Genomic DNA, 26,832 nt, shown 5'->3' on the forward strand with positions numbered 1-26,832 from the left:
ACTGGCCCGTTCAATCATTGAAATTTCCGCGCTCGTACGCTATGGCTTCCCGCGACTGCGGAAAGCGACTCTGCAATTGGTTGCCCAACTGGCTCACCGCGTCGCGATTGTTCAGCTTGCGCTCGACCTTGACGCCAAGCCAAAGCGTTTCGGCGTTGGCCGCCGGACCGTTGTTGACGCGGCGCACGTAGAACTGCGCCCGAGTCCAATCCTCGCGCTTGGCCAGCAGCGCCGCGAGGTTGTAGCCGATGACGGGGTTGGCGGCATCGAACTCGTAGGCTTTCATCAGGGTCTTCTCGGCCTCCGCGTTCTGGCCTGCGCGGATCTGGCACAGGCCCTCCGTCATCAGTGTCTTGGACGAGTCGATATAGCCTGGCACCGCCAACGCCGCATTGAACTGTTGCATTGCATCGTTGTAACGGTTCTGCTGGCACAGCAGCCAACCGTAGTTGTGCATGGTGTTGGCATCGCGCGGATTGATCGCGATGGCCCGGCGGAAGCTGTCTTCGGCCAGGCCGGGATCGTCCATGCGCATGTACACCAGGCCGCGCAGGTTGTAGGCCTCTGCATAGTTCGGATCCGCCACGAGCGACTGCTTGATCTCGTCCAGCGCCGTCGTGGTCTGGCCGGCCTCGAAATAGCCGATGGCCAATTCGAGGCGGGTGCGCGCACGCTTGCGCGCCTTGCCTTCGTCGGAGTCGGTCGCAAGATCGGCGCCGTTGGCGGCCGTGGCCTGCGCGGAAACACCCTTGTTCGCACAGCCGGCCAGCGTTGTCACTACCGCGGCCGCGAACAAAAGGGCTGGTACCCACCGGCCCGGAAAAACTTTGCTCATTGATTCAATGCTCCTGAACACCGGGCTTGGTCGTGGCGCGGCGCGCCGGATGAACTGTCACGGTGTGCTCCGCAAGGCGGCGTTGCGCCATGCGCTCGGCGGCGCGCGTACGGTCTTTCACGTCGCCGGCCAACTGCCCACACGCCGCATCGATGTCGTCGCCGCGCGTCTTGCGCACGGTGGTCACGATGCCTGCTTCGCTCAAAAGCTTCGCAAACGCCAGCACGCGCGGCTGCGGTGAACGCAACAGGCCCGAGGCGGGAAACGGATTGAACGGAATCAGGTTGAACTTGCACGAAACGCCATGGGCGCCACGCACGAGTTCGATGAGTTGCTTCGCGTGCTCGGGTTGGTCATTGACGCCGTCGAGCATGCAGTATTCGAAGGTGATGAAGTCGCGCGGCGCATGCGCCAGGTAGCGGCGGCAGGCATCGAGCAATTCGGCGATCGGGTACTTGCGATTGAGCGGCACCAGGTCATCGCGCAACGCGTCGTTGGGCGCATGCAGCGACACCGCCAACGCAACCGGGCAATCGAGCCCCAGCCGGTCCATCATCGGCACGACACCCGACGTCGACACCGTGACGCGACGGCGCGACAAGCCATAGGCGTTGTCGTCGAGCATCGTGCGCAATGCCGGCACCAGCGCAGAGTAGTTCTGCAGCGGCTCGCCCATGCCCATCATCACCACGTTGGAAATAACGCGCTCGTCGCGTTTCAGGTGCTTGCGCAAGAAGTGCTCGGCGAACCAGAGCTGGGCGACGATTTCACCGGTCGTCAGATTTCGGCTGAAACCCTGGTGACCGGTCGAGCAGAAGCGGCAGCCAACGGCGCAACCGGCCTGCGACGACACGCACAGCGTGCCGCGATCGTCCTCGGGAATGAACACGGCTTCGACCGCATTGCCGTCACCGACATCGAACAGCCACTTGATGGTGCCATCGGCGGATTCATGCTGCGAGAGCACCTTGAGAGACTCGATGCGGGCTGTACCGGCGAGTTTCTCGCGCAGCGACTTCGCAAGGTCAGTCATCTGGCCGAACTCGCTGGCGCCGCGCTGGTGAATCCAGCGGAAGAGTTGGGTCGCCCGGAAGCGCTTTTCGCCGAGCTTTTCGCAGAACGCGGCCAGCCCCTCGAGATCGTATTCGAGCAGGTTGGCCGTGGTCATGGGATCAGCGCTTGTAGACGTTGAGGCCCGCGAAGAAGAAGGCGATTTCGCCCTTCGCGGTTTCGGGCGCGTCGGAGCCGTGCACTGCGTTGGCATCGATGCTGTCGGCAAAGTCGGCGCGGATGGTGCCGGCGGCCGCCTTCTTCGGATCGGTGGCGCCCATCAGGTCACGGTTCTTGAGGATGGCGTCTTCGCCTTCGAGCACTTGCACGAACACGGGGCCCGAGATCATGAACTCGACGAGGTCCTTGAAGAAGGGGCGCTCCTTGTGAACGGCGTAGAACTGCTCGGCTTCGCTGCGCGAGAGGTGCACGAACTTGCTGGCAACCATCTTGAGGCCAGCGGCTTCAAAACGGGAGACGATCTTGCCGATGACGTTCTTCGCGACGGCGTCGGGCTTGATGATGGAAAGGGTGCGTTCGATGGCCATTGAAATGCTTCCTGAGAGCTTGGATTTTTGAAGTGTTCGATCAAGCGCGCAACGAAGGGTTGCACAGCATTGACAAAGCCTCTGATTTTAACCGGCGCGGGCTACAGGTCCGATGACGGACCCATGAATGACCGCTGCTGGTCGGCTGGTTTCAGCGCCCGCGGCGACGCTGGCCACCGCCGGAACCGCCGCCAGTACCGCTGCCGGGGCCACCGCGTCGCGGGCCCTGGCGTTGTTCCTTGCGTTGGCGGGAGAAACTGTCGGCGCCGATGTAGCCGAGCGATGTCTTCATGGGATCCGGCTGGTTGCCGCCGGGCGGCGGGCCGTCGCCACGTCCACCACCGCCACCACCGCGGCGCTGAGCGCCCTGCCCTTGTCCGCCCGCGTTGCCGCGATTGCCGCGGGGGCCACGGCCATCGCCGAGCGGGTTCGGAATATTGGGCTGTCCGCGCGAGTCGTCGCGCGGTCCGGCCGGACCCTTGCCGCCCTTGCCACGGCGGCGCTTGCTCCGGCCACCGCCTTCGCCGCCAGGGGCGCCACCAGGCCCGCGCGCTTGCTGCGGACGCGGGCCGCGCTCGGCGACACCGCCGGCCGCCTGGAACAAGCCACGAATGTCGCGCTCGTCGAGTTCCATCCATGCGCCGCGCTTGAGTCCGCGCGGCAACACCATCGCGCCGTAGCGGATGCGGATGAGCCGGCTGACCGCATGGCCGACCGATTCGAACATGCGGCGCACTTCACGGTTGCGGCCTTCGGAAATCGTCACGCGATACCAGCAATTGGACCCTTCGCCGCCGCCGTCCTCGATGCTGCCGAAATGGGCCATGCCATCCTCCAGACGTACGCCGTCCAGCAACTTCTGGCGCTCTTCCTTGCTGATCGCGCCGAGCACGCGCACGGCATATTCACGCTCGAGCCCGAAGCGAGGATGCATGAGGCTGTTGGCGAGTTCACCGGAGCTTGTGAATAGCAGCAGGCCTTCGGTGTTCAGGTCGAGCCGGCCGACCGACTGCCACTTGCCTTGCTGCAGGCGCGGCAGCTTGCGAAACACCGTAGGCCGGTTCTGCGGATCGTCATGCGTGACCACCTCGCCGACGGGCTTGTGGTACGCGATGACGCGTGCCGGCGGCGGTGCGATGCGATAGCGGATCGGCTTGCCATTGACCTTGACCTGGTCCCCGTACTGGATGCGCTGACCGATATGGGCTGGCTCATTGTTGACGGAGATGCGGCCTTGAAGGATCAGCGCTTCCATCTCGAGGCGCGAACCAAGGCCGGCCTGGGCCAGCACCTTGTGCAGCTTGGGCGAATCGGCTTCGGGCAGCAGCACACGCTTGAGGGCCGGCACCTCGGGACTCTCTTCGTCGGCGTCGAACTGGCCCGACACCACGTCGGCAAAGCGGATCGGCTGCGGCGGCGGGGCATTGCGCTGTTCGCGCTCAGCCGCGCGGCGGGCACGGTCGAGGTCGTCTTCTTCCTCGTCCGGCTCTTCCTCCTCTTCGTCGTATTCGTCTGCTGATTCGGATTGAATGACGGGCTCGGCTCGCGCGATCGGCTCGGCTTGTGCGATCGGCTCGGCTTGTGCGACGGGCTCGGCTTGTGCGACGGGCTCTGCTTGTGCGATCGGCTCGGCCTGTGCGACCGGCTCGGTTTGTGCAACCGGCTCGACCTGAGCGACCGGCTCGACCTGTGCGACCGACTCGGCTTGCACGATCGGCCCTGCTTGCGCGACGGGCGTCAGTTGCGCCGGCGCGGGCTGCAGGTCGGGCATCATCGCCTCGGCTACGGCGGGCTCTTCCACGGTGGCCGGCGCGTCCTGCGCAGCATCCGGTGCCACAGGCTTGCGCCGGCGCGGGCGACGCTTGCGCGGCGCGTCTGCGCTGTTTTCACCAGCATCGGCGGCATCCTGCGCAGCCGTGACCGGCGCCACAGCCGCTTTGTCTTCAACAACAGGCTCGACCGGCAAGATCAAAGCGTCAGGATCAGAGGGGCTCATGATGGGGTTCCGGAGGGGGCGGGTGTCAGGTCGGCCGGGTCGAGATCGGAATCGAGGTCGGACGGGGTGGGTGTGAGATTGGTGTCGGGCATGACGTCGGCCTCGACGCCCTGCACGACCATGGATTCGGTCGCGTCGTCAGCCTCGACGATCGGAGGCATCAGTGCTTCGACTTCGGCGGCGTCTGCCCTTGGCGCGTCCATCGGCAGGTCGGGCTGCGCGACGTTCGCCGCGACCGCGGCCGTGGCCAGTGCATCGACCAGCGCGCCCTGCTGGGCCGGGGTTTCGATCAATGGCAACTGGTCCAGCGATGCAATACCGAGGTCGTCGAGAAATTGGCGCGTGGTCGCATAGAGCGCCGGACGCCCCACCGTCTCGCGGTGGCCGATGACTTCGACCCAGTTGCGGTCCTCGAGTTGCTTGAGGATCTGCGAATTGATGGTCACGCCGCGAATGTCTTCCATGTCGCCACGTGTGACGGGCTGGCGATACGCGATGATGGCCAGCGTCTCCAGCGCGGCACGCGTGTAGCGCGGCGGCTTTTCGGGGTGCAGCCGGTCGAGGTGGTCGCGCAATTCGGGGCGGCTCTGGAAACGCCAGCCGCTGCCTACGCTCACAAGTTCAAGCCCACGCTGCGCCCAGTCTTGCTGCAACTCGTGCAGCAGCGACTTGATGGTGTCGGCAGCGAGTTCGTCGTCGAAAAGCACGCGCAACTCGCGGACCTGCAGCGGCTGGGCTGAACAGATCAAGGCCGTTTCCAGAATGCGCTTGGCATCCGCCGTATTCATGGTTCGCGTTGTCCGGGACAAGGCGCCCGAGGGCGCGCGTTCAGTGGGATCAAGATCAGGTGGGGCGTTGCAGGCGCATGGGCAGGTGCAACGCAGGGCCGGCTCCGGGTGGCAGGCGCGGCCCGCAGGCCGTCAGGCGCGATTGTAGTCCAGGCCCCAGGCTTGCGCGCCCGCCGCCAGATCGGGCGGCAATGGCGATTGAAAGGTCATTGCGGCCTGCGTCACCGGGTGCACGAAGGCGAGTCGGAATGCGTGCAGCGCCTGCCGCGCGACGCCGGCCGCCGGCGCGCCGCCATAGGTGACGTCACCAACCAGCGGGTGGCCGATAGAGGCCATATGCACGCGGATCTGGTGGGTACGCCCGGTTTCCAGCGTGCAACGGACGATGCAGCCCCTGTCGTTGCTGTCGAGCCGCTCGATCAGCGTACGCGCCGCCTTGCCGCCGTGGCGTTCGAGGTCGACGACCGCCATGCGCAAACGGTTGCGCGGATCGCGCCCGATCGGCGCATCGATGTGGCGCGCGGGGGCGCCTTCCCAGGGCCGCTGGGCCATGGCGACGTATTGCCGCGTCACCTCGCGCGCAGCGATCAGCGCGACCAGGGCATCCATGGCCGCGCGGGTGCGCGCGACGACCATGAGACCGCTGGTGTCGCGGTCGAGCCGGTGCACGATGCCCGCGCGCGGCAGCAACACCGCTTTCGGATCGAGGGCCAGCAGGCCGTTCAGCAGCGTGCCGCTCCAGTGCCCCGGCGCGGGATGGACCACCAACCCGGCGGGCTTGTCGATCACGCGCAAATGGGCGTCTTCATGCACTACGCGCAGTTCCATCGGCTCGGGCCGGAAAGCCTGGCTTTGGGGCGTGGGCTTGAGCTCGATGGTCCCGGCCTCGCCGGCATGCACTGTCATCGACGGTTTGACCGCCGGCCGGCCGCCCCGCAACCGGACCGCGCCGGCCTCGATCAACTGTTGCAGGTAGCTGCGCGAAAACTCTGGCACCAGCGCGGCCAAGGCCCGGTCGAGCCGCTGCCCGTGCTGGGCCACGCCCACCGTGAAGGGACGCGTTTCGCTGGCGTCGGAAAGCTCGGCGCCCTCATCCGACTCTCCTGGCAGCAGGGTCATGTCCAAAGGGTCGGTCGATATAATTGATGGCTCCTGTTTCAAGAAAGCTTCATGTGATGTTTCGCGCCAAATTATCGGTCGTCCCCGGCTGGCTGCTGGCTTTTGCCGCGGCATGGCTGGTAGCCGGCTGCTCGTCGACCGACGCAGACAAGACGGCGAACTGGAGCCCCAACAAGATCTACTCGGAAGCCAAGGACGAGGCCGATTCCGGCGCCTACGACAAGGCCGTGCCGCTTTTCGAGAAGCTTGAAGGCCGTGCCGCCGGCACGCCGCTGGCCCAGCAGGCCCAACTCGACAAGGCCTACGCCCAGTACAAGGCCGGCGAAAAGCCCAATGCCATTGCCACGCTCGACCGCTTCATGAAGTTGCACCCGTCCAGCCCGGCGATGGACTATGCGCTCTACATGAAGGGCGTCGTCAATTTCAACGACGATCTCGGCATGTTCTCGTGGATGACGCGGCAGGATCTTTCCGAGCGCGATCAGAGGGCGGCCAAGGAATCGTTCGGGTCCTTCAAGGAACTGGTCACCCGCTTTCCCGATTCGCGCTACTCGCCCGATGCCCGTGCGCGCATGAACTACATCGTGAACTCGCTCGCGCAGTATGAAGTTCACGTCGCGCGCTACTACTACACGCGCGGTGCCTACCTTGCCGCCATCAATCGCGCCCAGATCGCTCTGTCCGACTACCGCGAAGTGCCGGCGCTCGAAGAAGCGCTGTACATCATGGTCCGGTCGTACGACCAGTTGGGCCTGACCCAACTGCGCGACGACACGCAACGCGTGCTGACGCAGAACTACCCGAACAGCCAGTACGTGGCCAAGGGCTTCCGCGGCAAGGATGACCCCTGGTGGAAGCTCTGGTAGTCCGGCTAGCCCAGTTCGGCGAGCGCTGAATCGAACGCAGCCTCGCCTTCCACCCGCCGCATGGGCGGCAATGCAGCCAGCAGGCGCTTGCCGTAGCCCATTGCCACCAGGCGCGTGTCGCAGATCACCAGCAAGCCGCGATCGGTCTCGCGCCGGATCAATCGGCCCGCACCCTGCTTGAGTGCCACGCCCGCCTCGGGCAGGAAGTAATCGTTGAACGAACTGCGCCCCTGGCCTTCAAGGCGGCGCGAGCGCGCCTCGACCAGAGGATCGTTGGGCGGCGGAAATGGCAGCTTGTCGATCACCACGAGCTGCAGCACGTCGCCGGGCGCATCGAAACCCTCCCAGAACGAAGCGGACGCAACCAGCACGCAGCCGGACCGGCCGGCGCCTGCGCCTTCGCGGAAGCGGTCCATGAGCACGCGTTTCGGCAGCTCGCCCTGTACCAGCACCTCGGGCCGGAGCTCCGCTTCCGTGTGCTCGAAATGCTGGCGCATGGCATCGCCGATGACGCGCAGCGCACGCAAGGTGGTAGTGAGCACCAGCGTCCGCCCGCCCAGTACCGCGGCACCGCGGGCGGCGAGTTGCGCAACCGCGCCACTGTGCCCCGGGTCGTTCGGCTTGGGGAACTGGCGTGGCACATACAGCGCGGCTTGTGCCGCGTAGTCGAAGGGGCTGGCGACGCGCAGCACCTCCGCATCCGCCAGGCCGCAGGGTTCGGTGAACCATCGCAGTTTCGGGTCGTCGCCAAGGGTCGCGGAGGTGAAGATCCATGCCCGTCCGATGGCATCGGGATCGGCCTTGTCGACCTTGAGGACGCGCGTTTGCACCGCCTCGGCAATGTCCAGCGGCGACTCGATCAGGCGCAGTTGCTGGCCCACGTCGACCCAGCGCACTGATTCGGGCGGACATGGCAATGCGAAGCGCGCGGCGCGCTGTGCCAACTGCGTCGCGCGCTCGTGCAGCCGCACGAAGTCGGGCGCCATTTCGCTGACCGTGTCGATGGCCTCGGCGGCCTGCGCAAAGCCTTCGTGCAGTGCATCGAGCGCGCGCTGCCAAGCCTCGGGCTCGATGCCTTCGGGGGCAGCGTCCAGCCAGCGCAGCTTGGCGCCCGGCCATTGCTTGCCGACGGCCAGCCGAAGCTCGCGTGCGGCGCGCTCGACCGCTGCCACGACCGTGCTCCAGTCGACCAGCCCGCGCGCATGCTGCAGCCCCGCGGCGAGCAGGTCGCGCGCAAAGTCGAGCGCCTGCGCCGTGCCGACCTGCACGCCCAGAAACTGCACGCCCGTCTCGTTGAGTTGATGCGCCTCGTCGAACACCACGACTCGCACCGTCGGCAGCAACTCGGCCATGCCCGACTCGCGCACGGCGAGGTCGGCGAAGAAAAGGTGGTGGTTGATCACCACCACGTCTGCCGACAGCGCCTCGCGCCTCGCCGCGTTGACATGGCAGGGCCGGAACTGCGGGCATTGCGCACCGAGGCAGTTCTCGCGCGTGGACGTGACGAGCGGGATCAGCGGCGAGCGTTCGTCGAGGCCGGGCAGCTCTGCGAGGTCGCCAGTGCGGGTGGCTTTCGACCATTGCTCGATCTTGGCCAGCGTGCGCGCGGAGACGCGGTCGGGCCCTGCGTCGTGGCGCGCCAGGTCGAGCCGATGCAGGCAGAGGTAGCTGGCGCGCCCCTTCAACAACGCGGTGCGAACCGGAAGGCCCAGCGCCTCGACGAGGCGCGGCAGATCGCGGCCGTAGAGCTGATCCTGCAGTGTCTTGGTCGCCGTCGACAGCAGCACGCGCTCACCGCTGAGCAGCGCGGGGACGAGGTACGAGAACGTCTTGCCGACACCGGTGCCCGCCTCGACGACAAGCTGGCCGCCTTCCTCGATGGTGCGCGCCACGGCCAGCGCCATGTCGGTCTGGCCATCCCGCTCGCGGAACTGATCGGCGGCCAGCGACAACGCGCCCTGTTGCGAGAACGCCTCACGCGTCCGACGGACAAGGGACCCTGCGAGGGGGCGCTCGCTTGCCTGGGGCGGCCCGGCGCTGCTCTGCAAATCCATCAAGCAGGCTCGGCCGGATCGATCTGCCGCACCAGCCGCTCGATCTGGTCGCGAAGGGCGAGGCGGCGCTTCTTGAGGCGGCGCAACAGTAATTCGTCTTGCGGCAACGCTTCGGCCAGCCGGTCGATGGAAGCGTCGAGGTCGGCATGTTCGATGCGCAGTTCGATCAACTGGCGCGAGAGGGAGTGAAGATTGGAGTCCAACGGATGGGGTTCGACCGCATAAGGGCCGTCGATGTTCACTTGATAATACGTCGAGTCTTCGTTCGACGAACAACACATGGATCGCGCCTCAGGCGCACAACGCGCGCATGAGTCGAGGCTTTCGAATTGCAGCTGCCACCGGTCTCCACAAGGGAGATCGCCCGTATCAGCAGGATCAGGTGCTCCTGATCGAACATCCCCGCTTCAAGGGCTGCGTGCTCGGCCTGGTGGCCGACGGCATGGGCGGGCGCAGTGGCGGACGCAAGGCTTCCGACCAGGTGCTGATGACGGCCAGGCAATTGTTCAACCATTTCGCGCCGGCCATCGACGACATGCATGACCTGCTGCGCCGTATCGTCAACGATGCGCACACGGTGATCAAGCTCACGGCACTGTCAAGCGAGAGCGAGCCGCACAGCACGCTGGCTGCGTTTCTGGTCAGCCCCCAGGGCGAATGCGTCTGGATTCATGCCGGCGATTCACGCATCTACCATTTCCAGCGCGGCCGCATGGTCCTGCGCACGCGGGACCATTCGTATGTCCAGGCGCTGATCGACCGCGGCGAACTCACCGAGGACGAGGCCAACGTGCATCCGCAGGGCAACATCCTGATCGGCTGCCTTGGCATGACGACGGCGCCGCCGCCGATCGATACGCACCATATTGCCAAGCTCAAGCCGGGCGACTTGTTGATGGCCTGCAGCGACGGGCTCTGGCACTACTTCACGCCGGAAGAAATGGGCGCGGTCCTGGCCGAGCAATCGCCGCGATCGGCCGTCCAACTACTGGTGGACGAGGCGCGCAAGCGGGCCATGGGCATGGGCGACAACATCTCGATTGCCGTGCTCAAGTTCGAATCCCTGCCGCGGGAACCGAAGGCCGCCGGGGATCCGGAAGACAATTGAGCCCCGTCAGGGCGTCGGCAGGGGTGCGGCGCGCGGCTTGTCGCGCTCGGCATTGCGACGTTCGACGTCGGCGCGATGCTGCGCGGCTTTGTCGAGCCGCTCGTCATTTGCCTTCACATTGGCCGGCTCCTGGGCGCGTTCGCGCTGGCGCTGGGCCTGCTCCTTGGCGTTGTGTTGTTGCTTGTCGGCGAACGAGCGCTGGTTTTGCGCCTCTTGCGCCTTCATCGCTTCACGGCTGGCCGCATGGTCTGCAGTGCGTTGTTCACGTTCCTTTTGCGCATCGGCAGCGCGGTCGCGTTGCGTCGCCTGGTCCTGCGCACGTTGCGACGATGCGTTGTCCTGGAGCTTCTGCGTTTCGATAGCGGCACGGCGCTTGCGCTCGATGTCGTTGAGTGCGGACTCCTGCCGCTTCAGGTCGTCGCTGACAACGCGCGCGCGCCGACGGCTGTCGTTCAGGCAATCCTCGACGGCAAACTTCTGATAGCACGCCGCGCGCTCGGTGTTGACCCGCTGCTGCAGCGCCTGGCGCTCGGCTGCGATGCGCGCCCGCTCGGCCACCGGATCGAGTCCACCCGTGCCGCCGGTCTGACCCGATGCGGGCCAGGCCAGGACAGCAAACAACAGCGAGAGTGCAAGTTTCTTCATGTCAGGCGGGTATCGACCATGCGACGCTCGAGGGCGAGGAACTCGGCCGACTGCATTTCGTTGAGCCGGGACACGGTGCGCGGGAACTCGTGTGCCAGCGGACCTTCGGTGTACAACGCCTCGGGCGGAACCTCGGCCGACATGATGAGTTTCACGCGGCGATCGTAGAAGACATCGACCAGCCAGGTGAAACGGCGTGCTTCAGACGCGCGGTTGACGCCCATCTGCGGCACGTCGGACAGCAGCACGGTATGGAACTGCGTGGCGATTTCCAGGTAGTCGTTCTGCGAGCGCGGGCCGCCGCACAGTGTCTTGAAGTCGAACCACACCACGCCGCCCGCGATGCGCCGCGCATGGATCTCCCGCGCTTCGATGTGCAGCACCGGGTTCTCGTCAGCGCTTTCCGCCAGCCGCGCGAACGCGTCGCGCATCTCGTGGTCGGCCTGGGCGCCGTTCGGCGTGAGGTACATGCGAAGCTGCTCGAGGGTCCGGCGCCGGTAGTCAGTGCCGTTGTCGACGCTGAGCACTTCGAGCTTTTCGTTCAGCAATGCGATGGCCGGAAGAATACGGTCGCGATGCAGGCCGTTCGGATAGAGATCGTCGGGCTTGAAGTTGGACGTGGTGACGAAACCCACGCCGTTGTCGAACAGCGCCTTCAGCAGGCGGTGCAGGATCATCGCGTCGGTGATGTCGGCAACGTGGAATTCGTCGAAGCAGATGAGCTTGTAGCGCTTGGAGATGCGCAGGCCCAGTTCGTCGAGCGGATTGACCGTGCCCTGCAGGTCGGCGAGTTCGCGATGCACCTCGCGCATGAACTCGTGGAAATGCAGCCGCGTCTTGCGACGCAGCGGCACGGCGTTGAAGAACAGGTCCATCAGGAAGCTCTTGCCGCGCCCCACGCCACCGTACATGTACACGCCGCGCGGAACGTCCGGCCGGTTGATCAGCTTCTTGAAGGCGTTGGAACGCTGCTCCTTGTAGCCCGCCCAATCACGTGCGCAACGGTCCAATGCTTCGACCGCGCGCAGCTGCGCGGGGTCGCTCTGGAACCCGCGCGTGGCGAGTTCCGCTTTGTAGGCCTGGAGGACGCTCAAGAGATCAGAAGTTCAGCGTGCGCTTGTCCACTGCCAGCGCTGCTTCCTTCGTTGCCTCGGAGAGCGACGGGTGTGCATGGCAGATGCGTGCGATGTCCTCGCTGCTTGCCTTGAACTCCATGGCGACCACGGCTTCCGAGATCAACTCGCTGACCTGCGGCCCGACCATGTGAACGCCGAGGATCTCGTCCGTCGCCGCATCGGCCAGGAACTTGACCATGCCGGTCGTATCGCCCAGCGCACGCGCTCGGCCGTTGGCCAGGAACGGAAAGGTGCCCGCCTTGTACGCACGGCCTTCGGCCTTGAGCTGCTGCTCGGTCTGGCCCACCCACGCGATCTCCGGCGAGGTGTAGATCACCCACGGGATCGTGTTGAAGTTGACGTGTCCATGCTGACCCGCGATGCGCTCGGCCACGGCCACGCCTTCCTCTTCCGCCTTGTGCGCCAGCATCGGTCCACGCACCACGTCGCCGACCGCCCAGACGTTCGGCAGGTTGGTCTTGCAGTCGTCATCGACGACGATCACGCCACGCTCGTCGAGCTTCAGGCCAACTGCTTCGCCATTCAGGCCGATGGTGTTCGGTACGCGGCCGATCGACACGATGAGCTTGTCGACGTCGAGCTTCTGCTCCTCGCCCTTGGCATTGGTCCAGGCGATGCTCACGCCCTTCTTGCCGGACTTGACCTCGCCGACCGTCACGCCGAGCTCGATCTTCAGGCCCTGCTTGTCGAATGCCTTCTTGGCTTCCTTGGCGATCTGTTCGTCGACCGCGCCGAGGAAGGTCGGCAGGGCTTCAAGCACGGTCACTTCGGAGCCGAGCCGGCGCCAGACCGAGCCCATCTCGAGGCCGATCACGCCGGAGCCGACCAGCGCCAGCTTCTTCGGCACGCCGCCGATGCGCAGCGCGCCGTCGTTCGAGAGGATGTTCTCTTCGTCGAACGGTGCGCCCGGCAAGGCGCGGGCGTTGGAGCCGGTGGCGATGATCACGTGCTTCGCGCTGATCGATTCCTCGGCGGCGCCCGCGACCTTGAGCTCGTAGCCCACGTCGTCGGTCTTCACGAACGACGCGCGGCCGTGGAAGAACGTGACCTTGTTCTTCTTGAACAGGTACAGGATGCCGTCGTTGTTCTGCTTCACGACCTGGTCCTTGCGGGCCAGCATCTTGCCGATGTCAAGGCCCAGGCCCTCGACCTTGATGCCGTGGTCGGCGAAGTGCTTGCCGGCATGCTCGTAGTGCTCGGACGATTGCAGCAGCGCCTTCGACGGAATGCATCCGACGTTGGTGCAGGTGCCGCCCGGTGCCGGGCCGCCCTTGCCGTTCTTCCACTCGTCGACGCAGGCGACGTTGAAGCCGAGTTGCGCCGCGCGGATCGCCGCGATGTAGCCGCCGGGGCCGCCGCCGATGACGACGACGTCGAATTTCTTGTCAGACATCCATCACTCCTCAGATGTCGAACAGCAGGCGCGACGGGTCTTCCAGCGCTTCCTTCATGGCAACCAGGCCCAGCACGGCTTCGCGGCCGTCGATGATGCGGTGGTCGTAGCTCATGGCGAGGTAGTTCATCGGGCGAACGACGATCTGGCCGTTCTCCACCACCGCGCGGTCCTTGGTCGCGTGCACGCCCAGGATGGCCGACTGCGGCGGGTTGATGATCGGCGTCGACAGCATCGAGCCGAAGGTGCCGCCGTTCGAGATGGAGAAGGTGCCGCCGGTCATTTCCTCGATGCCCAGCTTGCCGTCCTTGGCCTTCTGGCCGTACTCGGCGATCTTCTTCTCGATGTCCGCAAAGCTCATCTGGTCGGCGTTGCGCAGGATCGGCACGACCAGGCCACGCGGCGAACCGACGGCGATGCCGATGTCGAAATAGCCGTGGTAGAGGATGTCGTTGCCGTCGACCGAGGCGTTCAGCACCGGGTACTTCTTCAGTGCATGCACGGCGGCTTTCACGAAGAAGCTCATGAAGCCGATCTTGACGCCGTGCTCCTTGCTGAACGCGTCCTGGAACTTCTTGCGCATTTCCATCACCGGGGCCATGTTGACTTCGTTGAAGGTCGTCAGGATGGCGTTGGTCGATTGCGACTGGATCAGGCGCTCGGCGATGCGTGCGCGCAGGCGGCTCATCGGCACGCGCTGTTCCGGGCGGTCGCCCAGGTCCGGTGCGCTGACCGGCGCCGCGACTTGCGCGAGAGCCGGGCGAGCGGCCGGAACCGGAACGGCCGGCGCCGGTGCAGCCTTGGCGGTAGCGCCCGCAGCAACCGCGCCGAGCACATCACCCTTGGTCACGCGGCCGTCCTTGCCCGAGCCGGCCACGTCGCCGGTCTTCAGGTTGTTGTCGGCCAGCAGCTTGGCGGCAGCAGGCATCGCGACGTCCGATTTCGAACCACCGGTCGCGGCCGCAGCAGCCACAGGCGCGGCGGCCGGAGCGGCCGGAGCGGAAGCCGCAGGGGCTGCGGCGGGCGCCGCGGCGCCGGCCTTGCCTTCCGTATCGATCTTCGCGATCACTTGTTCGGCCGCCACCGTGGCGCCGTCGCCCTGGACGATCTCGGCCAGCACGCCGGCGGCGGGCGCCGGCACTTCGAGCACCACCTTGTCGGTCTCGATCTCGATCAGGATTTCATCGATGGCGATGGCTTCGCCGGCTTTTTTCTTCCAGGTAATCAGGGTGGCTTCGGCCACCGACTCGGACAGCTGGGGGACTTTGACTTCTACGATAGACATTTGAGTTTGGCTCCGCTTCGTGCGCTGGTACGTTGTGTCTTGTGATTGGATTTACTTGGTCAGCACGAAGCCCTTGAGCTTGCCGAACGCGCCGTCGACCAGCGCCTTCTGCTGGTCCTGGTGCAGGTGCGAGTAGCCTGCCGCAGGCGATGCCGAAGCGGCACGGCCCGAGTAGCCAAGCCGCTGCCCTTCCTGCATGTTCTCGTGGATGTAGTGCTGCACGAAGAACCAGGCGCCCTGGTTCTGCGGCTCGTCCTGGCACCAGACCACGTCGCCGAGGTTCGGATACTTCTTGATCTCGTTGGCGAAGGCCTTGTGCGGGAACGGATAGAGCTGCTCGACGCGGATGATCGCCACGTCCTCGCTGCCACGCTCTTCGCGCTTCTTGGCCAGGTCGTAGTACACCTTGCCCGAGCAGGCAATGATGCGCTTGACCTTCTCGGCCTTCAGGTCCTTGGTGTCGGGGATGACGGTCTGGAAGCTGCCCTTGGTGAACTCGGACAGCGGCGAGGTCGCGTCCTTGTTCCGCAGCAGCGACTTCGGCGTCATGATCACCAGCGGCTTGCGCAGGTTGCGCACCATCTGGCGGCGCAGTACGTGGAAGATCTGGCTGGCGGTGGTGGGCTGGACCACTTGCATGTTGGTGTCGGCCGACAGCTGCATGAAGCGCTCGATGCGCGCCGAGCTGTGTTCCGGGCCCTGGCCCTCATAGCCGTGCGGCAGCATCAGCGTGATGCCGTTGACGCGGCCCCACTTCACTTCGCCCGACGCGATGAACTGGTCGATCACGACCTGCGCGCCGTTGACGAAGTCGCCGAACTGCGCTTCCCAGATCACGAGCGTGTTCGGGTCGTTCGAGGCGTAGCCGTATTCGAACGCGAGCACGGCTTCTTCCGACAGGATCGAGTCGATCACGACGAACGGCGCCTGGTTGTCGGCCACGTTCTGCAGCGGCGTGTAGATGCCTTCGTCGAACTTCTCGCGGTTCTGGTCGTGCAGCACGGCATGGCGGTGCGTGAAGGTGCCGCGGCCGCAATCCTCGCCCGACAGGCGCACCGGATAGCCGCTCGCCACCAGCGATGCGAAGGCCATGTGCTCGCCCATGCCCCAGTCGACATTGACCTCGCCGCGGCCCATGGCGGCGCGGTCGTCCAGCACCTTCTTCACCAGCGGATGCACGGTGAAGCCAGCAGGCGCGACGGTGATCTTCTCGGCCAGGCGCTTCCACTCCGAAGTGGGGATGGCCGTGTCGCCGGCGTCGGTCCACTTCTTGTTGAGGAAGGGCGTCCAGTCGACCGCGTACTTGCTCTTGAAGTTGGTCAGCACCGGGTCAATGGTGTTCTTGCCTTCGTCGAAGGCGGCACGCTGCGCCTTGACCATGTCGTCGCCGAGCGTGTCGCCCATGCCTTGCGCCGCCAGCTTTTCGGCGTACAGCTTGCGCGTGCCGGGGTGCTGGGCGATCTTCTTGTACATCAGAGGCTGGGTAAGCGAGGGCGTGTCCTGCTCGTTGTGGCCCAGCTTGCGGAAGCAGACGATGTCGATCACGACATCCATGTTGAATTCCTGGCGGTATTCGAGTGCCAGCTGGGTGCAGAGCACCACGGCTTCAGGATCGTCGCCGTTCACGTGCAGCACCGGCGCCTCGATCATCTTGACGATGTCCGAGCAGTACAGCGTCGAGCGACTGTCGCGCGGGTCGCTGGTGGTGAAGCCGATCTGGTTGTTGATGACGATGTGCACGGTGCCGCCCGTGTAGTAGCCACGGGTCTGAGCGAGCGCCAGCGTTTCCATCACGACGCCCTGGCCGGCAAAGGCCGCGTCGCCGTGCACGATGATCGGCAGCACCGAGTCGCCTTCGGCGTCGCCGCGGCGGTCCATGCGCGCGCGCACCGAGCCTTCGACGACGGGGTTGACGATTTCCAGGTGCGACGGGTTGAACGCGAGGCTCAGGTGCACCGGGCCGCCGGGCGTGGTCACGTCCGAGCTGAAGCCCTGGTGGTACTTCACGTCGCCGGCCGGCAGGTCTTCCGGCGCGGTGTGGTCGAACTCGGCGAACAGGTCGGCCGGCATCTTGCCGAGCGTGTTGACCAGAACGTTGAGGCGGCCGCGGTGGGCCATGCCGATCACGATTTCCTGCACGCCGGCGACGCCGGCCTGGTTGATGAGCTCGTCCATCGCGACGATGAAACTCTCGCCGCCTTCGAGCGAGAAGCGCTTCTGGCCGACGTACTTGGTGTGCAGGAAGCGTTCGAGGCCTTCGGCGGCCGTCAGGCGATTCAGGACGTGCTTCTTCTGTTCAACGCTCAATTGAGGGTTGGTGCGGGCGCTTTCCAGCTTCTGCTGCCACCAGCGCTTCTGGTTCTGGTCGGTCGTGTACATGTACTCGGCACCGATGGTGCCGCAGTACGTTTCGCGCAGGGCATTGAGCAGGTCGCGCAACGACATCGTGTCGCGGCCGAAGAAGGTGTTGCTGGTGTTGAACACCGTCTCGAGGTCGGCGTCATGGAAGCCGTAGAACGACGGTTCGAGTTCGGGGATGGACGGGCGCTCGGTGCGCTTGAGCGGGTCCAGGTCGGCCCAGCGGGCGCCGACGTTGCGGTAGGCGGCAATCAGCTGCTGCACCGCGGTGCGCTTGCGGCCGAGCTCGGAATCGGCGCCGCTGGCCTGCACCACGCGCGTGGTGCCTTGCTTGGCCCGTTCGGCAAAGGCGTTGATCACCGGCAGGTGAGGAACGTCGCGGGTGTTGGTGCCGTCGGTGGCGGGCACGTTCTGGAGCGCGTCGAAGTACGAGCGCCAGTTGTCGGGCACGCTGCCGGGATTGGCAAGATAGTTCTCGTACATCTCTTCGACATAGGGCGCATTGCCGCCGAAGAGGTAGGTGTTGCCTTGATAGGCGAGGTACGCCGATGGCGTGTTCGATTCGCTCATATTCCGCTGACCTTCGCTTCCCTGGGGGAAGCACTAGCTGGTTAAGAAACCTTCCGCGACACGGCTGAACCGATTGGCGGATGCGACTGTGGCTGGGGAAGGGCCTGAGTACGGCGCGATTGTGCCACGTTGCCATGCGTCACGACATGCAAGCTTTGCATGGAGATTTCAAGGTGCAACACCGGCGCTCAGCTGATGCGTCCGAACCAGAGCAGCGACAGCGCGGCGGCTGTCGTCGCAATCACTGCCGAGATCAGCGCGAACACACCGGCGAGCTCGGTTTCACGCGTCACCACCTGCACGCGAGAGCCGAGCTTTTCGTACACGCTGCGCAGCTTCTCCGCCGTACCGGCATGGAAGTACTCGCCGCCGGTCATGCGTGCCACTTCGCGCAGCGTCGGTTCGTCCAGCTTCATGTAGATGGCCATGCCCTCGGGCGTCGCAGCGTCGCCATCCACCGTCCCCAATCCCACCGCATAGATGCGGACGCCGCGATCGGCAGCCATCTTCGCCGCTTCCAGCGTGTCGACCCCGGTGGTTCGACGGCCATCGCTCAGCAGGATGATCGCGGCGGCATCGTACGAGCCCGGCGCCACAGGCGTGATCTGCCGGGGCGGTGCCTTTGCTTTCTCGTCCAGGCTGCGTCCCTGCGGCTTGCTGCTGCCGAATGTCATTTCGCCGAGATCGATGCGGTCCTCTGGAAACAGCTCCGCCAGGCATGACACGATCGCATTGCCCACCGCCGTGCCCATCTGCATCTGGAAAGCGTCGATGCTCGCGACGAGGGACGCGCGGTCGAGCGTTGCGCGCTGCGCGACCTGGCTGCTGGCGGCGAAGGTGACGAGCCCGACCTCGATGTCCCTGGGCAGCTCGCGCAGGAACACCTTCGCCGCTTCCTGCGCGGCCTCCAGCCGGGTCGGCTTGACGTCGCTGACGCGCATGCTGAGCGACACGTCCATGGCCAGCATGATCGAGGAGCGTGCCCAGGGCAGCGGCACCCGCGCCACTGGACGCGCCGCTGCGAGCAGCATCCCCGAGCAGGCCAGCAGGAATAGCACGGGCGGCAGGTGCCGGCGCCAATTGCGGCCCTTTGCGGCAGCGCGAACAACGCCGAGGCTGCTGTAGCGCAAGGCGGCCCTGCTGCGGCGGCGTAGCAGCCACACGTACGTCGCCGGCACCAGTACGACAAACGCGGGCAAAAACCAGAGGTATTCAGGCCAGAGGAAGGTCATGGGCCACGTTTGGCGGGTTTCGTGCAATTCGGCAGTCGCGACCCAGCGCCACCACCTTGCGCCAGACCTTCTCTGCAGTGCGGCAACATCGTGCCTGCGACCGCCCCATTCCGCAACCGACCGGCGCTGCAACAGCGTCGGCGCCCGGGTGATCAGCCGATCACCGGATCAACGCCTGGAATTCCTTGAACTTCGGGTGCTCCGCCGTCGCCAGCCATTCGAAGCCCACCATCTCGGTCGTCACAAGTTCCGCGCCTGCCCCGGCCAGCCGGTCGAACGCCGCATCGCGATTGCGCTCGGTGCGAGAACTGCAGGCGTCGGTCACCACCCAGACCTCGAAGTCGTCCTCGAGCAGATCCAGGGCGGTCTGCAACAGGCAAACGTGCGCCTCGCAACCGGCGATCACGATGGTGTTGCGTTCCTCCGCCTGGGCTGGCTTCTGCAAATGCTTCGGCAGGCTGCGCGCATTACCCTTCGGTGCCTGCGCAGGCGCGCGAAGCCATTCGCCGAGCCCCTCTTCCGCGCCGCTGAAATGCATCTTGGCAAGCGTGCGGTCGCACAGTGCCCGGATGGCCGGCAAGTTCTCGCCGAGTTTCGACGGATTCTGTTCGGTGCCGAACACCGGCACGCCAAGCAGCTTCGCGAGCTGGCCCAGCCGCACGGCATTTGCCGCAGCAGCCTCGCCCTCGAATATCGCCGGCATCAGGCGAGCCTGATAGTCGACCAGCACGAGTTGGGATTGGGATGCATCGAGCAGCATGACGAAAAATCTCTTCAAGAATCGGTGGGCATAGACCGTACCACTGAACCGGCTGCGATGAAGACGACAGCGCATGGAGGCACCAGCATTGCAATGTTCAAATTGCCGATACCCTGCGCCATCTTGGAGTACCGGAGACATCGATGGGTGATGGCCGACTTGCCGAAGCCGATGCGTTCAAAGACATGCAACTGAGCTGCCGCCTCCTCCCGCTAACGGTTGCGCTAGCGGCGTGCGCACTGCTTTTCGCCGGATGCGCCCCGCGCACGCTCGCCGTGCCCATGGCAACGCAACGCGACCGAAGCCCCTGCCCCGCGCGGACCGATACCTTGCTCGTGCTGCTGCCCGGCGCCTATTCCGATCCGCAAGAATTCGTTCGCGAAGGCTTCATCGACGAAGTGCGGGAGCGCCGCTTGGCGGTGGATGTGCTGCGCGTCGACGCGCACCTCGGCTACTACGACAACCGCAGCATCATCGACCGACTACGGGCGGACGTGATCGCACCTGCGCAGGCCCAGGGCTATCGCTCGATCTGGATTGCCGGCATCTCGATCGGCGGCCTGGGCAGCATGGTCTACGCTGACGAGCGCCCCGGCGACGTGGCTGGCATCGTGGTCCTCGCGCCCTATCTCGGCGAGCGGCCCATTGCCATCGACATCGACAACGCCGGCGGCCTCGCCCGATGGCATGCACCCACGATCCTGCCGGAGCTGGCTCCACGCGAACAGCGCGAGTTGCGGCTGTGGCAGTGGCTGCAGGCCTATACGGCCCACCCGCCACCGCGCGACCATCCGTCGCTCTGGCTCGGCTACGGTCTCGACGACCGCTTCGCCTTCAGCCATCGCCTGCTGGCCGACATCTTGCCCGCGGACCATGTGGCGACGACCGAAGGCGGTCACGACTGGCCTGAATGGATGCGGCTCTGGCGCCGCCTGCTGCCGCGCCTGCCGCTGCCCGCCTGTCCGAGCTGAGCGCACAGGATGCGGCGAGGCATCAATCGGGCAGAAGCCGGATCAGTTGCCCGTTCGACTCATCGGTCAGCACATACAGGAGCCCGTCCGGCCCCTGCCTGACGTCGCGGATGCGCGCCTTGCCTTCGGCCAGCAGCTTGTTCTCGGCGACCACCTTGCCGTCCTTGAGTTCAATGCGGTCGAGGTAGCCGAACTTGAGGGAGCCGACAAACAGGTTCCCCTTCCACGCCGCGCCGTATCGGTCGCTGGTGAGAAACGCCATCCCCGACGGCGCGATCGACGGCACCCAGTAGTGCAGCGGCTGCTCCATCCCTTCCTTCTCCGTGATGCCGTCGCCAATCTTGCCGCCGCCGTAGTTCTCGCCGTAGGTGATGACCGGCCAGCCGTAGTTGTGCCCGGCCAGCGGGATGTTGATTTCGTCCCCGCCCTGCGGCCCGTGCTCGGTCATCCAGAACCTGCCATCCGGCGCCAGCGTGGCTCCCTGGCCGTTGCGGTGGCCATAGCTCCAGATCTCGGGCAACGCGCCGGGTTTGCCCACAAAGGGGTTGTCCTTGGGCACCGTGCCGTCCTTCTCGATGCGGACGATCTTGCCGAGATGGTTGTCCAGTCTCTGCGCGTCATCCTTGCGGCTGAAGCGGTCGCCGAGCGTGAGGAACAACGTCCCGTCCTTCGCCTCGACGATGCGGCAGCCGAAGTGCGCCCGGCTCACGACCTTGGGTTTCTGGCTGAACAGGATCTTCAAGTCTTCCAGCCGGCTCTGGTCGACAGACAACCTCGCGCTGGCCAGGGCGGTGCTGTTCGCGCCGCTGCCGGCCTCGGGCTCCGAAAAACAGAAGTACACCGTGCGATTGCGTGCAAAACCGGAATCGGCCACCACATCCAGCAGCCCGCCCTGCCCCCAGGCCGCGACGGTCGGCACACCTGCGATCGGCGGCCCCACCTTGCCGCCCGATTCAATGATGCGCAGCCGCCCGGGACGCTCCGAGACCAGAAAACGCCCTTCGGCCAGGAAAGCGACGCCCCAGGGATGGTCGAGCCCGCTCGCCACGACCTCGGCTTTCGGCGCCGCACCGGACGCCAGGCAGACACCGGCCAGCATTAGGCCCGCCGCGGCGTGCCACGGGCCTCGACCCAGGCTGCTTGTCATACGTTTCCCCGCTTCTTCATCAACGATATCCGCGAAGTTAGATGCAAATCGACAATGTTCAACGAACTTTTTGATTACAGCCAAATGAGACGGGCCGGCAAGCCTTTCGAAGCTTTACATTTCATATAACGGTTTTAGAAAAAAAACCTTATGCGACAACCACTTAAACGTTAAATCGCCACTATGGATTAATTTGACATGACCTTGGGTCATCAATATCCTATCGAACATGCGTTTTTTCGTCTTACTTACTACTTTCCTACTCTTGGTTGCGGCCGCCCAAGCGACCCCCATCCAGGATCGGCCAGCCGACTCGGACCGCGCGTTCAATGACGGCAACAAGGGTTTGATTGGTCAACTCGATCAAGTTCGCCAGTCCGTTACCGACCGCACCTCCGAACTCGTTGTCAGTGCCATCGGCTTTCTCGGCGTTCCCTATCGTCGCGGCGGCAACACCGTCGAAACCGGATTTGATTGCAGTGGCTTCGTCCGCGCCATGTACAACCAGACGGTCGGCCTGGTCCTCCCCCGCCGCGCCGAGGAGCAGGCCCGCGCCACCGAACCTGTCGCACGCGCAGACATGAAGCCGGGCGACCTGGTGTTCTTCAACACCATGCGCCGCGCCTTCAGCCATGTCGGCATCTACATCGGCGAAGGCAAGTTCATTCACTCGCCTCGCACCGGTGCGGAAGTGCGCGTGGAAGACATGAGCGGCAGCTACTGGCAACGCCGCTTCAACGGTGCGCGCCGCGTCGAGGGGGCGCAAGGCCCCATTAGCGCCGGCGAGTAACCGACAGCGTTGGCCCCGGCCACCAGGCCAAGCCCTTCGCCCATGAAAAATCCCGCCTCTCTGGGGCGGGATTTTTCATGGGCACTACGCTTCAGCGAGTTCAGCGTTTCGACGGCGGCAGGTCGGTGCAGGTGCCATGCGCCACTTCCGCCGCCATGCCGATGCTTTCGCCGAGCGTCGGGTGCGGATGGATGGTCTTGCCGATGTCGACTTCGTCCGCGCCCATCTCGATGGCGAGCGCCACTTCGCCGATCATGTCGCCCGCATGCGTGCCGACGATGCCGCCGCCAATGATGCGGTGCGTCTCGGCGTCGAACAGAAGTTTGGTATAGCCCTCGTCCCGGCCATTGGCGATGGCGCGGCCGGATGCCGTCCACGGGAACAGGCCCTTCTTGACCTTGACGCCCTCGGCCTTGGCTTGATCCTCGGTGATGCCGACCCATGCCACCTCGGGGTCGGTGTAGGCCACGCTCGGGATCACGCGGGCATTGAAAGCGGCGCTGGAGAGTTCCTTGTCGCCCTTCTGCTCGCCGGCGATCACCTCGGCCGCCACGTGCGCCTCGTGCACCGCCTTGTGGGCCAGCATCGGCTGGCCGATGATGTCGCCGATCGCGAAGATGTGCGGCACGTTGGTACGCATCTGGATGTCGACCGGAATGAAGCCGCGGTCGCTCACCGTCACGCCGGCCTTCTCGGCACCGATCTTCTTGCCGTTCGGGCTGCGGCCGACGGCCTGCAGCACCAGGTCGTACACCTGCGGCTCCTTGGGCGCCTGTTCACCCTCGAAGGTGATCTTGATGCCCTCCTTCGTCGCCTCGGCACCGACCGTCTTGGTCTTGAGCATGATGTTGTCGAAGCGGGGCGTGTTCATCTTCTGCCACACCTTGACCAGGTCGCGGTCGGCGCCTTGCATCAGGCCGTCGAGCATTTCGACCACGTCGAGGCGCGCACCCAGCGTTGAATACACCGTGCCCATCTCGAGGCCGATGATGCCGCCGCCGAGGATCAGCATGCGCTTCGGATCCGTGCCCATCTGCAGCGCGCCGGTGGAGTCGACCACGCGCGGATCGTCCTTCGGCATGAAGGGCAGGCTCACGGCCTGCGAACCGGCCGCGATGATTGCGTTGCGGAACTTGACGACCTGCTTCTTGCCGGTGGTGTCCCAACTCGTGCCTGACGTTTCCTCGACCTCGATGTGATACGGGTCGATGAAATTGCCGACGCCGCGCACCACCGTCACCTTGCGCATCTTGGCCATGGCCGTGAGGCCGCCGGTGAGTTTGCCGACAACCTTGTTCTTGTGGCCGAGCAGCTTGGCACGGTCGACCGTCGGCGCGGCGAAAGTCACGCCGAGCGATTCGAAATGCTTGACCTCATCCATCACCGAGGCAACGTGCAGCAAGGCCTTCGAGGGGATGCAGCCGACGTTCAGGCACACGCCGCCGAGCGTCGCGTAGCGCTCGATCAGCACCACCTTGAGTCCGAGGTCGGCCGCGCGGAAGGCTGCCGAATAGCCGCCGGGGCCGGCGCCGAGCACGATGACGTCGCATTCGACGTCGACCGAGCCGCCATACGTCGACGCGGGAGCGGGTGCAGAAGCGGCTGGCGCTGGCGCCTGCTTCGGCGCCGGTGCCGCAGCAGGCGAAGGCGCTGGCGCCGACGGGCTCGGCGCAGCAGCGGCCGCATCGCTGACCTCCAGCGTCAGAACCACCGAACCTTCCTTGACCTTGTCGCCGATGTTCACGGCCAGCGCCTTCACGACGCCCGCCGCCGACGACGGAATCTCCATCGAAGCCTTGTCCGACTCGACCGTGATCAGCGATTGCTCCGCCTTCACCGTGTCGCCCACCTTGACCAGCACCTCGATCACCGCGACTTCGTCGAAGTCACCAATGTCGGGCACCTTGATTTGTTGTTCGCTCATTTGGACACCTTGAGTTTGAGTGTGAGAACGTCGACCGGTCCGGCCGAATTGCGATCGAATTCGCAGGCGGCATCGATGCCGGCCTGCGCGACTTCCAGCGCGGTGCGCGCCCGGCCGTAAGCCGCATGCATGGCGCCGAGTGCAAAGCTGCGTCCGGAGCCGATGCCCCAGAACTCCTTGAACTCGAACACTTCGCGGTAGCTGTAGATGCCGTAGATGCCGCTCGGGTTGGCCAGCAACAGCGTGAACTGGCTCGACTCGTACGGCTCGTGCTCGTCTTCCTTGGTCTGCATGAAGAACGAGTCCTTCAGCACCGGATGCAACTGCGTGAAGGTGCGATAGACCTCATCCTTGCTGCCGAAGCGAAGTTCCTCGCGCGCCGTAGCGGCCATCGCATGACGCAAAGCCGGAAAGTGCGCTGCGGAGCCCGCCACGGCAATGACGCTCTGGCCGACGGCATCGTCGACCTTGAACATCTTGCGGTTGGCTTCCATGCGGTGCGACATGCGCGTGTCGCCGAAGGTCACGAGCGAGTCGGCCGCCATGGCTACCTGGCCGCCCTTGCGGGCGGCCACCACGGTTGTCATAGAAGAACGCGGCGGAAGTCCCCGAGGATTTGCGCCAGGTACACGTTGAAGCGTGCGGCCGCGGCGCCATCGATCACACGGTGATCCCAGCTCAGCGACAGCGGCAGCATCAGGCGCGGCTGGAACGCCTTGCCGTCCCACACCGGTTCCGTCGTGCTCTTGCATACGCCAAGGATCGCGACTTCAGGCGCGTTGATGATCGGCGTGAAGTACCGGCCACCGATGCCGCCCAGCGAACTGATCGTGAAGCAGGCGCCCGACATGTCGGCCGGACCCAGCTTGCCGTCGCGCGCCTTCTTGGCCAGTTCGCCCATTTCCTGGCTGATCTGGATCACGCCCTTCTTGTCGGCATCCTTGATGACGGGCACCACGAGGCCGTTCGGCGTGTCGGCCGCGAAGCCGATGTGGAAGTACTTCTTCAGCACCAGCTGGTCGCCGTCGATCGAGCTGTTGAACTCCGGGAACTTCTTGAGCGCCGCGACCGAGGCCTTGATCAGGAAGGCCAGCATCGTGACCTTGACGCCCGACTTCTCGTTCTCCTTGTTGGTGGAGACGCGGAAGGCTTCGAGGTCGGTGATGTCGGCGTCGTCATGGTTGGTGACGTGCGGGATCATCACCCAGTTGCGGTGCAGGTTCGCGCCGCTGATCTTCTTGATGCGCGACAGGTCCTTGCGCTCGAACTCGCCGAACTTGGAGAAGTCGACCTTGGGCCACGGGATGAGCCCCAGCGCCGCGCCGTCTCCGCCGCCAGCCGGTGCCTTCGCCGCCGATGCCTTGGTGCTGGCCTGGCCGGTCATTACCGAACGGGTGAAGCCCTTGACGTCTTCCTCGGTAATGCGGCCCTTCGGACCGGAGCCCTTGACCTCTTCCAGCGGCACGCCGAGTTCACGGGCGAACTTGCGCACGGAGGGCGACGCGTGAGGCAGATTGCCTTTGGGCGCGACGGTCGGGTCGTGCGCAGCAGGTGCTGTCGCAGGCGCGGAAGCAGGTGCAGCGGCGGCAACCGGGGCCGACGCCGTCGCGGCCGCGGGGGCCGCGGCAGCTGGCGCAGGCGCAGCAGCGCCGCCACCCGAGCCTTCCACGATCGCGATCAAGTCGCCAATGTTGACCGTATCGCCAACCTTGACCTTGAGTTCCTTCAGCACGCCGGCTGCCGACGAAGGGATCTCCATCGAAGCCTTGTCCGACTCCACGGTGATCAGCGACTGCTCGACCTTGATCGTGTCGCCGGGCTTCACCAGCACCTCGATCACGGCGACGTCCTTGAAGTCCCCGATGTCGGGCACCGTCACGTTGATCGGACCCGCCGATGCAGCGGGCGCCGCGGCAGCCGCGGCAGCCGGTGCTGGCGCCGCAACCGCCGCTGTCGCCGGAGCGGGCGCCGCAGCAGGAGCGGCCGCGGGTGCAGCAGCAGCCGCCCCCTCGCCTTCCAGCAGGAGCACCACGGAGCCCTCCTTGACCTTGCTGCCTACCTCGACCTTCAGTTCCTTCACCACGCCGGCCTGGCTCGACGGAATTTCCATCGAAGCCTTGTCCGACTCCACCGTGATCAGCGACTGCTCGGCCTTGACCGTGTCACCCACCTTGACCAGCACTTCGATCACCGCGACTTCATCGAAATCGCCGATGTCCGGCACCTTGACTTCCACTGTTGCCATCTCGTTGTCTCC

23 protein-coding genes are annotated in these 26,832 nt (G+C 65.3%); 4 read left to right on the forward strand and 19 right to left on the reverse strand.

Annotated features, from left to right (window positions below):
• Nucleotides 1–10: 10 nt before the first annotated feature.
• From pilW to WKW80_RS13790, 6 genes are all read right to left on the reverse strand, one after another.
• Nucleotides 11–835 (reverse strand): type IV pilus biogenesis/stability protein PilW, encoded by an 825-nt coding sequence (pilW, locus tag WKW80_RS13765; RefSeq protein WP_340364114.1) that lies wholly within the window; start codon nt 833–835, stop codon nt 11–13.
• 4 nt (nt 836–839) lie between these two features.
• On the reverse strand, nt 840–2,003 hold the full coding sequence (gene rlmN, locus WKW80_RS13770) for a dual-specificity RNA methyltransferase RlmN (protein WP_340364115.1): 1,164 nt from the start codon (nt 2,001–2,003) through the stop codon (nt 840–842).
• Nucleotides 2,004–2,007: 4 nt separating this feature from the next.
• Nucleotides 2,008–2,433, reverse strand: coding sequence for a nucleoside-diphosphate kinase (gene ndk, locus WKW80_RS13775; RefSeq protein WP_340364116.1), 426 nt, complete (start codon nt 2,431–2,433; stop codon nt 2,008–2,010).
• A gap of 151 nt (nt 2,434–2,584) precedes the next feature.
• Nucleotides 2,585–4,429, reverse strand: coding sequence for a pseudouridine synthase (locus WKW80_RS13780; protein WP_340364117.1), 1,845 nt, complete (start codon nt 4,427–4,429; stop codon nt 2,585–2,587).
• A complete protein-coding gene (scpB, locus tag WKW80_RS13785; RefSeq protein WP_340364118.1) occupies nt 4,426–5,217 on the reverse strand; it encodes an SMC-Scp complex subunit ScpB in 792 nt (263 codons plus the stop codon). Before scpB ends, WKW80_RS13780 begins: the two co-directional genes overlap by 4 nt.
• Before the next feature lie 132 nt (nt 5,218–5,349).
• Nucleotides 5,350–6,336: an RluA family pseudouridine synthase gene (locus WKW80_RS13790; protein ID WP_340364180.1), complete on the reverse strand. Its 987-nt coding sequence runs from the start codon at nt 6,334–6,336 to the stop codon at nt 5,350–5,352.
• 56 nt (nt 6,337–6,392) lie between these two features.
• On the opposite strand from WKW80_RS13790, the gene WKW80_RS13795 reads away from it, so the two are divergent.
• Nucleotides 6,393–7,202 carry an outer membrane protein assembly factor BamD gene (locus WKW80_RS13795; protein ID WP_340364119.1) on the forward strand — a complete coding sequence of 270 codons (810 nt, stop codon included), beginning with the start codon at nt 6,393–6,395 and terminating at the stop codon, nt 7,200–7,202.
• Between the two features lie 5 nt (nt 7,203–7,207).
• Here the strand turns inward: WKW80_RS13795 and WKW80_RS13800 are convergent, their stop codons facing one another.
• Together WKW80_RS13800 and WKW80_RS13805 are read right to left on the reverse strand one after the other, a co-directional pair.
• Nucleotides 7,208–9,256: a DNA repair helicase YoaA gene (locus WKW80_RS13800; protein WP_340364120.1), complete on the reverse strand. Its 2,049-nt coding sequence runs from the start codon at nt 9,254–9,256 to the stop codon at nt 7,208–7,210.
• Nucleotides 9,256–9,459 carry a DUF465 domain-containing protein gene (locus tag WKW80_RS13805; RefSeq protein WP_340364181.1) on the reverse strand — a complete coding sequence of 68 codons (204 nt, stop codon included), beginning with the start codon at nt 9,457–9,459 and terminating at the stop codon, nt 9,256–9,258. The genes WKW80_RS13800 and WKW80_RS13805 overlap by 1 nt, the downstream gene beginning before the upstream one ends.
• Nucleotides 9,460–9,566: 107 nt before the next feature.
• Here WKW80_RS13805 and WKW80_RS13810 point away from each other — a divergent pair, with 107 nt between their 5' ends.
• Nucleotides 9,567–10,364 (forward strand): PP2C family protein-serine/threonine phosphatase, encoded by a 798-nt coding sequence (locus WKW80_RS13810; RefSeq protein WP_340364121.1) that lies wholly within the window; start codon nt 9,567–9,569, stop codon nt 10,362–10,364.
• 6 nt (nt 10,365–10,370) lie between these two features.
• Here the strand turns inward: WKW80_RS13810 and WKW80_RS13815 are convergent, their stop codons facing one another.
• The 7 genes from WKW80_RS13815 to WKW80_RS13845 all read right to left on the reverse strand — a co-directional run bounded on the left by WKW80_RS13815 (nt 10,371) and on the right by WKW80_RS13845 (nt 19,743).
• Complete coding sequence (locus WKW80_RS13815; protein ID WP_340364122.1) at nt 10,371–11,009, reverse strand: hypothetical protein; 639 nt, start codon at nt 11,007–11,009, stop codon at nt 10,371–10,373.
• Entirely contained in the window at nt 11,006–12,103 is a 1,098-nt protein-coding gene (gene zapE / locus WKW80_RS13820; protein ID WP_340364123.1) for a cell division protein ZapE, read from the reverse strand. Before zapE ends, WKW80_RS13815 begins: the two co-directional genes overlap by 4 nt.
• Nucleotides 12,104–12,107: 4 nt before the next feature.
• Nucleotides 12,108–13,538, reverse strand: a complete 1,431-nt coding sequence (gene lpdA, locus WKW80_RS13825) for a dihydrolipoyl dehydrogenase (RefSeq protein WP_340364124.1) — start codon at nt 13,536–13,538, stop codon at nt 12,108–12,110.
• 10 nt (nt 13,539–13,548) lie between these two features.
• Entirely contained in the window at nt 13,549–14,823 is a 1,275-nt protein-coding gene (gene odhB / locus WKW80_RS13830; RefSeq protein WP_340364125.1) for a 2-oxoglutarate dehydrogenase complex dihydrolipoyllysine-residue succinyltransferase, read from the reverse strand.
• A gap of 51 nt (nt 14,824–14,874) precedes the next feature.
• Nucleotides 14,875–17,751, reverse strand: a complete 2,877-nt coding sequence (locus WKW80_RS13835; protein ID WP_340364126.1) for a 2-oxoglutarate dehydrogenase E1 component — start codon at nt 17,749–17,751, stop codon at nt 14,875–14,877.
• 188 nt (nt 17,752–17,939) lie between these two features.
• On the reverse strand, nt 17,940–18,983 hold the full coding sequence (locus tag WKW80_RS13840) for a VWA domain-containing protein (RefSeq protein WP_340364127.1): 1,044 nt from the start codon (nt 18,981–18,983) through the stop codon (nt 17,940–17,942).
• Between the two features lie 160 nt (nt 18,984–19,143).
• Entirely contained in the window at nt 19,144–19,743 is a 600-nt protein-coding gene (locus WKW80_RS13845; protein ID WP_340364182.1) for an isochorismatase family protein, read from the reverse strand.
• Between the two features lie 281 nt (nt 19,744–20,024).
• Between WKW80_RS13845 and WKW80_RS13850 the strand changes: the two genes are divergently transcribed.
• A complete protein-coding gene (locus WKW80_RS13850) occupies nt 20,025–20,714 on the forward strand; it encodes an alpha/beta hydrolase (protein WP_340364128.1) in 690 nt (229 codons plus the stop codon).
• Between the two features lie 22 nt (nt 20,715–20,736).
• Here the strand turns inward: WKW80_RS13850 and WKW80_RS13855 are convergent, their stop codons facing one another.
• Nucleotides 20,737–21,813: a PQQ-dependent sugar dehydrogenase gene (locus WKW80_RS13855; RefSeq protein WP_340364183.1), complete on the reverse strand. Its 1,077-nt coding sequence runs from the start codon at nt 21,811–21,813 to the stop codon at nt 20,737–20,739.
• A 277-nt stretch (nt 21,814–22,090) separates the two neighbouring features.
• Here WKW80_RS13855 and WKW80_RS13860 point away from each other — a divergent pair, with 277 nt between their 5' ends.
• On the forward strand, nt 22,091–22,651 hold the full coding sequence (locus WKW80_RS13860) for a C40 family peptidase (protein ID WP_340364129.1): 561 nt from the start codon (nt 22,091–22,093) through the stop codon (nt 22,649–22,651).
• 100 nt (nt 22,652–22,751) lie between these two features.
• Here the strand turns inward: WKW80_RS13860 and lpdA (WKW80_RS13865) are convergent, their stop codons facing one another.
• From lpdA (WKW80_RS13865) to aceF, 3 genes are read right to left on the reverse strand one after another with little or no spacing between them, the layout of a single operon-like run.
• Complete coding sequence (lpdA, locus tag WKW80_RS13865) at nt 22,752–24,575, reverse strand: dihydrolipoyl dehydrogenase (protein ID WP_340364130.1); 1,824 nt, start codon at nt 24,573–24,575, stop codon at nt 22,752–22,754.
• Nucleotides 24,572–25,162 (reverse strand): Ntn hydrolase family protein, encoded by a 591-nt coding sequence (locus WKW80_RS13870; protein WP_340364131.1) that lies wholly within the window; start codon nt 25,160–25,162, stop codon nt 24,572–24,574. Before WKW80_RS13870 ends, lpdA (WKW80_RS13865) begins: the two co-directional genes overlap by 4 nt.
• Nucleotides 25,159–26,820, reverse strand: coding sequence for a dihydrolipoyllysine-residue acetyltransferase (aceF, locus tag WKW80_RS13875; protein WP_340364132.1), 1,662 nt, complete (start codon nt 26,818–26,820; stop codon nt 25,159–25,161). Before aceF ends, WKW80_RS13870 begins: the two co-directional genes overlap by 4 nt.
• Nucleotides 26,821–26,832: the final 12 nt, after the last annotated feature.

The sequence above is a fragment of the Variovorax humicola genome, assembly GCF_037889915.1.
GTDB classification, from domain to species: domain Bacteria; phylum Pseudomonadota; class Gammaproteobacteria; order Burkholderiales; family Burkholderiaceae_C; genus Variovorax; species Variovorax humicola.